The organism is Cryobacterium gelidum (assembly GCF_004403985.1).
Classification (GTDB): Bacteria; Actinomycetota; Actinomycetes; order Actinomycetales; family Microbacteriaceae; genus Cryobacterium; species Cryobacterium gelidum.
The window spans coordinates 35,957-48,446 of sequence record NZ_SOHL01000028.1 but is presented as its reverse complement, the minus strand read 5'-3'; the positions used below and the strand labels follow the sequence as shown (position 1 = coordinate 48,446).

General features: G+C 63.4%; 8 protein-coding genes. 1 reads left to right on the top strand and 7 read right to left on the bottom strand.

Annotated elements, in window-relative coordinates:
- Positions 1-632: 632 nt before the first annotated feature.
- Positions 633-2,291, bottom strand: coding sequence for an MFS transporter (locus tag E3T50_RS15220; protein ID WP_134553159.1), 1,659 nt, complete (start codon positions 2,289-2,291; stop codon positions 633-635).
- Entirely contained in the window at positions 2,288-3,097 is an 810-nt protein-coding gene (locus tag E3T50_RS15215) for a TspO/MBR family protein (protein WP_134553157.1), read from the bottom strand. The genes E3T50_RS15220 and E3T50_RS15215 overlap by 4 nt, the downstream gene beginning before the upstream one ends.
- A gap of 57 nt (positions 3,098-3,154) precedes the next feature.
- Between E3T50_RS15215 and E3T50_RS15210 the strand changes: the two genes are divergently transcribed.
- On the top strand, positions 3,155-3,628 hold the full coding sequence (locus E3T50_RS15210; RefSeq protein WP_241990964.1) for a MarR family winged helix-turn-helix transcriptional regulator: 474 nt from the start codon (positions 3,155-3,157) through the stop codon (positions 3,626-3,628).
- A gap of 354 nt (positions 3,629-3,982) precedes the next feature.
- Here E3T50_RS15210 and E3T50_RS15205 read toward each other — a convergent pair whose 3' ends face one another.
- The 5 genes from E3T50_RS15205 to E3T50_RS15185 all read right to left on the bottom strand — a co-directional run bounded on the left by E3T50_RS15205 (position 3,983) and on the right by E3T50_RS15185 (position 12,356).
- The gene (locus tag E3T50_RS15205) at positions 3,983-4,459 is read right to left on the bottom strand and encodes a GNAT family N-acetyltransferase (RefSeq protein WP_134553155.1); all 477 of its coding nucleotides are present in this window, start codon (positions 4,457-4,459) and stop codon (positions 3,983-3,985) included.
- Positions 4,460-4,809: 350 nt separating this feature from the next.
- Positions 4,810-7,287, bottom strand: coding sequence for a molybdopterin oxidoreductase family protein (locus E3T50_RS15200; RefSeq protein WP_134553153.1), 2,478 nt, complete (start codon positions 7,285-7,287; stop codon positions 4,810-4,812).
- A 502-nt stretch (positions 7,288-7,789) separates the two neighbouring features.
- The gene (locus E3T50_RS16875) at positions 7,790-8,443 is read right to left on the bottom strand and encodes a DUF2249 domain-containing protein (protein WP_166784324.1); all 654 of its coding nucleotides are present in this window, start codon (positions 8,441-8,443) and stop codon (positions 7,790-7,792) included.
- Positions 8,444-8,810: 367 nt separating this feature from the next.
- Positions 8,811-10,799 (bottom strand): aconitate hydratase, encoded by a 1,989-nt coding sequence (locus E3T50_RS15190; protein ID WP_134553151.1) that lies wholly within the window; start codon positions 10,797-10,799, stop codon positions 8,811-8,813.
- Positions 10,800-11,852: 1,053 nt separating this feature from the next.
- Positions 11,853-12,356: a hypothetical protein gene (locus E3T50_RS15185; protein WP_134553149.1), complete on the bottom strand. Its 504-nt coding sequence runs from the start codon at positions 12,354-12,356 to the stop codon at positions 11,853-11,855.
- Positions 12,357-12,490: the final 134 nt, after the last annotated feature.

Sequence of the window (12,490 nt, the reverse complement as noted above, 5' to 3'; positions counted from 1 at the left end):
CAAATCGGCTACTCCGTGGCCGACATCCTCGCCAAGTGCCTCTACGGCCTGATCATCTACCGCATCGCACGCATGAAGTCCTTCTCAGACGATCAGACCTTCGCCGACTCCGAACTATCGCTGGAAAACATAACAGGCCTCAAACGATCCACCACCAACAACTAGTTCACCGAGAGTCCCCCGTCGCAGGGCCTGCCTGGCTGAAACCTGGTCATGCAGGCTCCATGTGAAGTGACTGCTCTCCGCAAAATGTTGCGCAATGTCATATTCTGGCGGCAGACCGCACGAAGGTGTTCATTCGCTGCCTATGCTGGCTGGTGATAACCAAAGTGGACGTCTTGAGGCCGGCGACAACCGACTGCGGAATGCCGGCGTCGACTGTTGTGACACCCTTCGATATATCTGAAACCTCGGCAGATCCCGCCACGGATTCCCTGCCCGATACCGATACCGATACCGATACCGATACCGATACCGATAAATGATGCCCTCCATCACCCGCCGGTGGTCTTAGACCGGACGACGACGGCACCAATGGCTCGATCCGAGACCACTCAGAGTCAGACAACACGGCAATACGAGACAAACGCCAACTCTGCCAGAAACCCTCACCCGGCTTTAGGGGACACGACCTAGACCGGCTCCCCCGACGTCCGGGTCGTCGTGACGTTATCGCCGGCCGCTTCCTCTTCACGCTGCTCGTGGTACGGCGCCGTTCCGGAGAGCCGAAGCGTCGCCAGGAAGCCGAGCACGAGGAACCCAGCCGCGGCGAAGGCCGAGTACCGGGTGCCGTCACTGAAGGCCTCCCGCGCGGCATCCGCCACAGCCGGGCTCTGCGCTTCCAGAGCAGGGATCGCGGAGCCGGCACTGTTCACGACCGCGTCGACGATCTGCGTCTGGGTCTGGGCCGGCAGGCCCGGCACGGAGGACAACTTCGCATCGAGCGATGCGCCGACCGCGGTGAACAGCACAGTGCCGAGCACCGCGATTCCGAGCGCGGACCCGATCTGCCGGGCGGTGCTGGAGGTGCCGGAGCCCTGGCCGCTCTGCGCCACAGGGACGTCCTTCAGCACCACGCCGGTCAGCTGCGCGGTGGCCAGGCCGACGCCGATCCCGTAGACGAACAGGAACGGCACGACCACCAGCCAGGTGGCTTCCGCGGTGATGACAATGCCGAGCCCGGTGACACCGATGATCTCCGCGACGATGCCCATGCGCACGATCGTCTCCGGCGAGGTCTTGTTGCCGAACGCGCCCGACAGCCCGCTGGCCACGAACGAGCCCAGCGCGAGGGCGAGCAGCACGAAACCGGTCTGCAGGGCGTCATAGCCGAGCACGTTCTGCAACCAGAGCGGCAGCGAGAGGATGATGCCGAATTCGCCGAGCGACACGATCATGGCGGCGATGTTGCCGTTGCGGAACGAGGGGATCGCGAACAGGGAGAAGGCGAGCAGGGTGGTCTGCCCGGCCCGCTGCCGGTAGCGTCCCCAGGCGACGAAGGCGATCCCGGAAACGATAGTGAGCAGGAAGACGAACGGGATAATCGACCAGGAGTACGGCCAGGTCCAGTCACCGAACGTCGGGGTGTTGTTGGTGAGCCACCAGCCGTAGGTACGGCCCTCGATCAACCCGAAGACGAGCGAGGCGCTGGTGATGACCGAGAGGATGGCACCGACCACGTCGACGCGGCGGGGCTCCCCGGCATCCCGGGATTCGACCACGAAGACCAGCACGCCGATGATGATGACGATACCGAGGGGCACGTTGATGCCGAACGCCCAGCGCCAGGAGAAGTAGGTGGTGAGCCAGCCGCCGAGCAGCGGGCCGACGGCTACCATGCCACCGATGGTCGAGCCCCAGATCGCGAACGCGATGCCGCGGTCCCGGCCACGGAAGGTGGCGTTGATGATCGACAGGGTGGTCGGCAGCACCATCGCGCCGCCGACGCCCTGGATCAGCCGGGCCAGGATCAGCAGGTCGCCCGACTGGGAGAACGCGGCGAAGACGGATGCCGTGGCGAAGACGATCACGCCGAGCACCAGGATGCGGCGGCGCCCGAAGCGGTCAGCGAGCGTGCCGAACACAAGCAGGAGCGCGGCGAAGACGAGCGTGTAGCTCTCCTGCACCCACTGCACCTGGGTCGACGTGATGCCCAGGTCATCCACGATCGAGGGGATGGCGACGTTGATGATCGTGGAGTCGACGATGATCAGGGCGACCGCGATGCTGATGAAGACGAGGCCGGCCCAGCGACGGCGCGCCGAGGGTGCGGTGGGGGCGGTGCTGGTCATGCAGCCACCAATCCTCGCGTTGACGTGGTGGAGGAGCTTCGGATGCGAATGGTTGCGGTGACCGTGAGAATGACGACCACCGCGACGAGGGCCGCGATCGCGGCCGGGGTGGAAAGAAGAGCGCCCGTGAGGCGGGCGACGGCGATCCAGGCGAGTCCCCAGCAGAGGGATGCGGAGGGGGCGAGCCGGCCACGCCCGGAGAGGGCGATCAGCACGCCGACCAGACCGGCCACCGCGATCACCGCGACTGCCCAGACGTCCGGGCTGATGCCGAAGCCGCCGAAGCCGGCGGCGACGAGCACGGCCGTCACGTTCGCCGCGGTAGCGATGCTGACCCAGCCCAGGTACAGGCCGATCGTGCCGTCGGCGACGATCGTCTCGACCAGGTTCTTCGGCCGCGAGGCGAGGGTGAGCTGGAACGCTCGGATAAGCACTGCCAGAAGCAGCACGATCACGGGGACGCTGAGTGCGAGCAGATCAAACTGGATGCTGAGGATCCAGGCCGCGTTCAGGACCAGCGACGCGGCGACCGGGTAGCCGAGGGTGCGCTGCCGGGCATCTGTTGTCTGCGCCGGCAGGAACTGCCAGATGGCGTAGGCGATCAGGCCGAGGTAGATCGGTGTCCAGATGCCGAATGCCGGGCCGTCGGGGGCGATCGGGGTCGAATCGGCGGCCAAGGCCCCGCCCGACGCGTTCTGGATCGGGGTTCCGCCGGCGGCGCCCGAACCGATGAACGATCCCACGATGGCCAGGATCGCACTGACCAGCACCACGGTCTGGCGCAGACGATCGTTGCTCAGTTTCATCTCAGTCTCCTAGTAATCAGCTAGCTGATTAGTTGACGCTAGCACTAGATTAGGGGCATGACCACACCTGATCCGAAACCCCCGGCGGACCAGAAGCCGAGACCGGCGCCATTGCAGGAGTCCATGGCCTGCTGGCCGACCGGACGCCTGCTTTCGACCGCCGCGCGGCTGGTCGAACACGCCTGGGTGGAGGCGCTGGACCAGCTCGGACTTACCCACGCCGGCATGGTCGCACTGCACCTGCTCGGCTCGGGGCCGCTCAGCCAGACCGAACTCGCTCATGCCGCCCGCGTGCAGACGCAGACCATGTCTCGCACCCTCGAACGACTCGAGCGCGAGGGCTACGTTGTGCGCACCCGGGACGAGCACGACGCCCGGCGACACTCCGTGGTCAGAACGGATGCCGGCACCGCCGTCTGGGAGCAGTCCCGCACGCTCGAGGCCGACCTCTTTCCCGAGCTCGAGAACGCGGGCGCGATGCGTGACGCGCTGCTCACGATCATCTCCGCCTCCTCAGCCCGCCGCTGGTAACCCGGGCCGTCCGACACCCGCCTCGTAGTGTGCTCGAGATGCGTGCGCCAGTACAGTTCAAGTCCACTGTTCGGAGATGCCACGCTGGGGTTGGCCGTGGCGTAGATGATATCTGCGCCAACTGCCCAGACCACTGATGAGATTAGGCCAAGACAAACCCCGAGCACCATCGTGGAGACGACCGCTCCTGGATTGCAGGTAGGCGCGCACGATTGGAGCGACGACGAGGATGCTCAACCTGAGCTTGGCTGCTGCCGCTGCTATCCAAAGCTTCATTGCAGACGCCCATGTGGGCCGGCCAACCCTGTGTTTGATGAATGTTGTCCTGACGGCTAAGTGCAAGGGTAAGAAGCACTAAACGGTTTTGCGCATTTGTACGGCGGTGGTCTCGTAGCCGAGCGAGTCATAGAGTCCACGAGCAACCGTGTTGTAGCCGAACACGTTCAGGCCAAGAGTAGCAGCGCCGTTTTCTGAGGCAGCCTTCTCCGCTAACTGCATGGCAGCCCGGCCATAGCCGGCACCGCGATGATGCTCGTCAACGGCAATATCGAAGACCCACCAAGCGTCTGATCCCTCCGTCAGAGGCGCGATCCAGAGGAAACCCACGACCTCAGCTGCCGATTCCGTCTCGGTCGCCACAATGTCGTAGACGCGGTGACCAAGTGCGGGTGATCCTTCTGGGAAGGACGTCTCGAACGATGTGCGAGCCTTCTCGGCGGCGACCTCCGCAGAATCACCAGCCTTCCGCCGTGACAGCTCGTAAGTCTTGCTGGAATTCATGATCCAGGAACCGAGACGATCATTCGGCATGGAATTCAGTTTTACACTCATTTGCTTACCCTAAATGTGGCTGCGACCAATTTGGGGGTCATCTCGAATGAGCCCCTTCTCTCTTTGCAATGCAACCGCCAGAAACTGGCCATCCTCTCGAGAAGACGCTGTCGTCCGGGCCAGCCCGAATCGACGGGGCCACGCTCCGGAGCCGCCGCCCACACCGCTAGCGAAACAGGTGGCTACCACTAATCCAGAAAACGAAGGCATCGACGAGGGTCTGCGTGCTCTCCGTGACGTGGAAAACGCACCGCCAGTAGACGAGATCAATTCGCCCTCCGAATCGAACTTGCGACTTGCGACTTGCCCATCAGGTGTCGCCAGTATTCCGGGGCACGCAGGGAACAGCATCAGTTTCCCTGCCCGGGTGCGACGGCGGTCACCTTGCGCGGGGATACTGATTCGTGTGCCTCGGCGTCCTCGCCGCCGACCGTGACCGGCACGCCGCCGGAATCTGCAGGCCGGGATGCTGCGGTCGTTGGAGCCGGGGACGGCCCGGTACCGTCCGCTACTTTCTCCACACGTACGGCCGCGTTTTTGAACAGGGGCTGTTTGGATACCGGATCCCACTCCGTCATCGTCAGTTCGTTGGCTGCGGTGGGGTGACCATCCGGGCCGGAACGTCCCAAATCCCAATAGCCGTAATGAAACGGTACGAACACCGTACCCTCACGCACATTGCTGACGCGGGCGGGAACGACAAGTTCACCGCGACGGGAGGTGACTCGTACAGTGTCACCTTCCACGATATCGAGACGGCCAGCATCCAACACCGAGATTTCTAACCACGCCGACGGTGCCGCGTTGTTTAGCTGCCGGGCACGACCGGTGCGAGTGCGAGTGTGGAACTGGTACGCCGTGCGACCGGTCGTGTAGCGCAACGGGAAGTCGGCATCCGGCTCTTCGGATGGTGGCGCGTAGGGTGCAGCCCTCAAAACGGCGCGCCCGTGAGTCTCCAGTGCACGGAACGCCTGCTCACCGGCCGAGGCACCGGTGAGCAGGTCATGACCATACGTTTCGCAATCGTCTGGCTCGGTGGCGAAGACGCCGTCACCATAAAGCCGAACTGTTCCTTCCGGATGCTCGTCGTTGCACGGCCACGGAATGCCGCTTCCTCCTCGAAGTCGCGTGTAGGTGATGCCGGTGTAGTCACACGGGCGGCCTCGGCTGCAGTCCTGCCAGGCGCGGAATCCATCCTCCGGCCCGGCCCAGTCGAGGAGTGGCGCGCCCGACTTCGTGCGGAAATTCATCCGCGCCGAGTAGTCAAGAAAAATGTCCAGGTCGCTCCTCGCCTCACCGGGCGGCTCGACGGCCTTGTCGGAGAGATGCACCGTACGATCCGCGTTCGTGAAAGTTCCCGTTTTCTCGCCCCAGCCCGCGGCCGGCAGCACGACATCGGCATACAGCGCTGTTTCGGTGAGATAGAGGTCCTGCACGACGAGGAAGACGTTCTCTTGGCCGAGGATGGCGCGGATACGTTCCAATTCCGGCATCGAAACCGCCGGGTTCGTCGCCGAGACCCAGAGAAACTCGATGCCGCCTTGCTCGACATAGCGAAAGATTTGCATCGCATGGGTTGGTGGACCCTTGTGCGGAATGATCGAAATATCAACGTCCCACAGTGTCGCGAGCTCGCGGACGTGCTCCGAATTCTCCCAGTTGCGGAATCCGGGAAGGTCTCCGTCCGCCCCGCACTCCCGGTTGTTCTGCGCGGTGGGCTGGCCGTTCATCTGCAGCACCCCGCTTCCTGGCCCGCCGAGTTTTCCTCGCAGCAAGTGCATATTGTTCACCTGACAAGATGCCGCGGTTGCCTGCGCCGACTGGTAGAAGCCCTGCAAAACGGTGGAGAGCACCCGGGCGCTCGTGCCGAAAATTTGTGCAGCTTCTCGCACATCGTCGACCGAGACACCGCAGGTCTCAGCTACTGCCTCTGGCGTCCATGGTTCCACGACGGCCCGCAATGTGTCGACTCCGATGGTGTGGGCCGCGATGTAGGCCTCATCAATCCATCCGTTCATGAACAGTTCCCGGATCAGACCATTCATCAGCGCCTGGTTCGTCCCTGGACGCACCGCAAGGTGCACGTCCGCGACCCGCGCCACCTCAGTCTCACGCGGGTCGATACAGACAATACGTGGCCGGTCGGGCCCGGCGATCCGATCGAGCACCCTCGCCCACAGCACCGTCTGCGTCTCAGCCATATTGTGCCCGAACAGGAACATCGCGTCACACTCGTCGATGTCGGCGTAGCTACCAGGCTGGCCATCCGCACCAAAGCTCTCCTTCATCGCCGCCGCCGCGGTCGCCGTGCACAATCGGGTGTTGCCATCCATGTGCGGGGTACCGATACCGGCCTTGCCGAGAACTGCCAGCGCGTAGTACTCCTCGAGAAACAATTGGCCGCTGGTATAGAACGCGTGGCTCAGCGGTCCCTTGTCCGCCAAGAGCTGCCTGCTTCGCTCGACGATCCGAGACATTGCCGTGTCCCAGTCGGTCTCGACCAACTCGCCACCGATCCGGATGAGCGGACGAGTCAGCCGGTCGCCGTTCGACATACCCTGCCAACTGCCGAAGAGGCCCTTCGGCCCGAGTCGCCCATGATTGACGGTGTCGATGGCTCGCCCCCGCACTCCGACCATCCGCCCGTCTTTCACCGCGATGTCGCACGCGCAGCCATTGCTGCACAGCGTGCAAGCCGACTGCACCCAACGATCAACGTCGTCCTCACCGAGGCCATCAGCCAACTTCTGATCAACACGTACCGGCCACTTCTCGCCTCGGGCAAAGGGCGTCCTGGTGCCCCAGATGTCGCCGATCCTGTCCACCATGACACTGCCCTCTTCCGCTCTGACTTGCAGTCTGCGCCCGCGAGCGGTCCAGATCAATGACACGACGGGATTCATCTCAAGTGATCGGAACCGCCCCGGGTGTGGTTGACTCCTGGCCTGCGGAAATTCGTCTTCGCTGGAAAGATGGCTTGCCCTTCTCGATGCGTGAGCAATTGGAGTACGGACGAAACCTGTGGAGAAACATGGAGCGATCCCAGGAGCCCGCCTACCTGTCGCCGATCCCCAGGGATATGCGTCGTCTCACGTCCGCGTCTTGGCTCCCGCCGGGTTCGCTGGGTACGCCGGAGTCGTGCGGCGCACCGATTCTCATAACTGCGTCGCATAACCGCATGCTCGAATTATGTCGCGCCGACTCTTAATATCCGCGGTTTCCCTTCCGGGAACGAAACAAACCTTTCGTGGCGACCCTGCATCACCCGTTTAGGCTGCCCCGGACACGTCACACCCGCGGAGCAGTCCCCCGCAGCCGTCCTGCTGAGAGTTAAGCGCGGCTGAAGCGCACCCGCCAGAACTCCGGGCCTTGTTCGATGTAGCTCACGTCGAAAGTGTCGGGCTGGCTCTGCTGAAGTTCCGCCAGCATCCGTTGGGGGTCGTGCGGTTCGATCACGTCCAGGGCGAATCCCGACACAACGGCGTCGAGCGCCCCGAAGACGGCCGCGTGCCGGATAGCGTGCGGGATAGTGCGGGCGTCGAGCACGATGGTTTCCGTCCCCGCGGTCGCCCCGTCAACGGCCCCATCTGCCGTCGGCCGGCCGAGTGCAATCGGCTCAGAACGATGCGCCGGAGCGATGAGCTTGGCTACGGTGAGCAGGATGACCGCGTCCTCGACAGCCTCCAGCGAGTTGCGGCCCGGCGGCATCGTGATCAGGTCCCCGCGCCATCCAGACCACGATGCGCCACCCGAGGTGAGAATGACCCGCCCCTCGAGGACCTGCACGGTCGCTTCAGCCAGGTTGTCGTGTTCTCCGAGGCGTTGCCCGGAACGGAGAGCGATCAGCGTTTGCCGGAGGACGTGTACGTGGCCGCCGTACACGGTCTCCGCGCTGCGACCACTGGAGGCGTCCCGTGCGTGATTGAGATGGTGACGCACGAGTGCGGGGAGCGACTTCTTTTGCATGTCGATCTCAACTTTCATTTCCCTCATGCTCCGCTACCGCTGCGCGCGTGTCAACGGTGCTGCGGGTGCCGCGCGTGGCTGGTCGGTGCGCCCGTTCGCAGTTCGGAGTCGGCTACGCTGCCAGCGCGTGGAGTCCGCTGATTTTTGAGCATCTCATATGGGTAGATCTCCGTTTTCCGCGCGGTCTAAGCGCATAGGGACGCGATTCAGTCGAAGGTCCGTTAGCAGTCGAAGGGTGGTCCCTTAGCCTGACCGGAGGGGGCAGGTTGCGTCTCACCGGTGACGAATACGCTCTCGTGGATCGTCTGGTGCCCTCCGTCACGCGCGCGCCGAGACGGTTACCGTCACAGAACGAAATTTCGCCGCAAAATGAAACGGCGCGGGCCTATTTAGTTTCCACAGGAATGGCGGCTCCGCGCGCGCTCCGGTTGCGCAGCCAGGGGATGAGGCCACCGACGAGGAGCATTTCGATCTGCCGGGTCGAGAGTTCGTGGCGCACGGGATAGACCTCATCACGGGTTATATTGCGCACGAGGATCTCCGTTCCGTTCGAGAGAGCCTCCCGGATCCCGTCGAGCACGAGCACGTCATCCTGCGAGATGCGATCGTGATCGGCCGCATCCGCGAACTGGAGCGCCAGCGCGCCGAAGTTGGCCAGGTTCTGCCAGTGGATGCGTGCGAACGAGACCGCCAGCACCACCCGCAGTCCGAGGAAACGCGGGGTGATCGCGGCGTGCTCTCGAGAGGAGCCCTGCCCATAATTGGCTCCGGCGACGATCATGTGGCCGGTCGTGTCTCGGGTTAGGGCGGCGCGAGTCGGGTAGGTCGGGTCAACTTGGTCAAAGGTGAATTCGGCGAGCTTGGGGACGTTGCTGCGGAAAGGGAGCACGCGCGCACCCGCCGGCAGAATCTCATCCGTCGAAATGTCATCGCCCAAGATCAGGGCGACGGGTGCCTCGATGTGCTCGGAGAGCGGTCCGAAGACCGGCAGCGAGGAGATGTTTTCACCCTTGACCAGATGCACCCCGATGGATTCCTCCGGCGGTAGGGGTTTCTCGAGCATGGCCAGGTTCACGCTCGACACTGCTGGAAGTGTGATCTGGGGATATTCCAAGCCGAAGAGCCCGGGCAGGTCCCGCGGATCGGTGATCTGTCCCGTCAGCGCGGCGGCGGCTCCCGTCTCCGGCGAACACAGGTAGACCGAGTCTTCCTGGGTGCCCGAGCGACCGGGAAAGTTGCGCGGCATCGTGCGCAGGCTGATGCTGCCATTCGCGGGGGCTTGGCCCATGCCGATGCAGCCCATGCAGCCGGACTGATGCAGCCGGGCGCCCGCCCCGATCAGATCCAGGGTGGCCCCCATGATGGTCAGGTCCTGCAGAATCTGCCGGGAGCTGGGATTGACGTCGAGGGACAGGCCGGGGAATGCCTGCCGCCCCTTCGTGATCGCGGCAACGATCGCGAAATCACGCAGGCCCGGATTCGCGGAGGACCCGATCACGACCTGTTCCACCGGGCGTCCCGCCACTTCGAGTACCGGCACGACGTTGCCGGGCGAGCTGGGGAGCGCGATCAACGGCACGATCTCAGCCAGGTCAATCTCTTCGGTCACGTCGTAGGTCGCATCCTCGTCCGCGAGCAGTTCGGTGAAATCCTGCTCGCGCTGTTCGGCGCGCAGGAAGGTTCGCACTTGATCATCGGCGGGGAAAACGGTGGTGGTCGCGCCCAGTTCGGCGCCCATATTGGCGATCACGTGCCGATCCATCGCGGTCAGGGCGGCGAGGCCGGGGCCGTAGTACTCGACGATCCGATTGACGCCGCCCTTGACGCCGTGCCGGCGCAGCATTTCGAGGATGATGTCTTTGGCGCTGGTCCACGGCGGCAGTTGTCCGGTGAGCTTCACGCCCCAAATTTCAGGCATCCTGATGTACAAAGGCTCACCGGCTATGGCCAGGGCTACCTCGGTGCCGCCGACGCCGATGGCGAGCATCCCCAGCGAGCCGGCGGCCGGGGTATGGCTGTCGGAGCCAACCATGGTTTTGCCGGGGATGCCGAACCGCTGCATGTGCGTGGGGTGTGACACCCCATTGCCGGCCTTCGAAAACCACAGGCCGAACCGTTGGCAGGCGGAGCGGAGAAAGTCGTGGTCCTCCGCATTCTTGCTGTCGGCCTGCAACAGGTTGTGGTCGACGTACTGCACGGAAACCTCCGTGCGCGCGCGATCCAGTCCCAACGCTTCCAACTCCAGCATGACCAGGGTCCCGGTCGCGTCCTGGGTGAGGGTCTGGTCGATGTGCAGGCCGATTTCGGTCCCCGGCACCATCTCCCCAGAGACCAGGTGCGATGCGATGAGTTTCTGTGCGACGTTGTATCCCACGGTGAGCTTCCTTACTCGATAGCGGTGCCCGCCGGCATTCGTCGGTATGAATTGGCCTCCGGGGCATGCAACTGATACCAAGGTAGGCCAACCGTGGCGCCGGTACTAGCCTTCTCGGGGCGAATCGTCGTGCGCTGACCGAAAAGATGGACCGGGGATACGGAGCTCTGGGACAGGCGAGCTACCGCGAGGAGACGGGTGACACAGAGGCTCGGACGACCGGCACGACGTCGATACAGCCAGCAACGGGCAACCACGGCGGCCGTGACCCGCAGCACCGGCGTGACCACGGAAACCCCGGCCGTAGCCTACGGCTCCAACATCACCGGCCAGTACGCCGGTTGGCTGACTGCCGGACGGAGGATCACCAGCCCTCGACCAGCGGGAGGCGCTGCCGGTCAATTCCGGCATAGTTACTACAGCTTCTGGACGCAAAACGTTCCGCTCGAGCTCTTTTCGGTTCAGGGAATCGCCGTGTCCGACGCGCCGCCGGGCGCACAGATCCCTAGCGTCCCGTCACCAACGCGAGGGCGGGCAATCCCACTGCCGGGTCCGACCTCAGTGAGACATTCCGCTGCAGAAGACGAGACAGATGCAAACAGCCAAGTGACACGGTTTGGCGCAGCTACTTAGAGCGTGGTCATGAATTTCGACTCGAACAAATGCATCGGTGAATTGGCGTCAATGCCGTGGACAAAATCTATGTCGGGAAGGGTGCCGCAAACGATGCGACCGCTGCTTGAAACCGATCGAATATGAGAAGGCGTCGTGGCTCTCGTATATTTAGGACTTCAAAAACAGGACCACATTTCTCGATGTATCCCAGCACCTTCGCTGGCGACCTCTCGTGGCATCGCCGATCGCCGACACGCCACTCATGATCGGACAGATTGCGGACCTCGAGATCGTCCATCGCGCACGGGTCCTGATACTGAATCGACGCTGCGTCCCCATTGTTGTGAGCGATTTGGACCGGCCCTACCTCGACCGACGTCTTGGTGTTGCGGGTGTTAGCTAACATCACGGCTCTATTCGTTAAGAAGGTACGGACCATCATCCGAAACGGCGGCTGGAGCGGGGCGGTTGGCTTTGTGAAGTGCGCTTCATCCAGCTTGCAAGCGGACGCTGCTGCTGCGCCTGCGCGGATGCCAGTTCCGACGACGAAGCTGACGACGGCCCGGTAACGCCTTGGGCTCTCCGGCCCGCGTGCGCGGCCATTTGGGCGCCGAGGAAGCCCGAATAGACGGATGAGCTGACGGCGGTGAACGTGAGGGCGAGTTTCACCGCGGTATTCGCCCGCGCTTCCGGCTGGCCGGCGAGGCGGGCCTCGTTGCCCAAAATTAGCCCCGCATCGCCGACACCGTGTGCAACAAATGCTGCCAACTGCACGGGAGCCCCGCCCTTCCAACCCGCCGTAGCCACCGGAATACGTTCTTTCGGATCCTTGACCGTTGCAGCTGCACCGTTAAGCCCGACCGCACCCATGACCGAGCCGCCGAACCAGGCAGCCAATCCGATGTCATGCAAGCTTCGAACGAGAGTGTTACGTTGCGACAAGATGCTTTCCTCTGAGTCGTCGGGTGTGCGTGTCACGCGGTCATCAGTAAGACGTTTCTTCGTCCGGGAATGTCATGAAAATTCTCAAAAAAAACGCTCCAGGTACTTTTGTGACGAAATCTTGACCTGCGCTG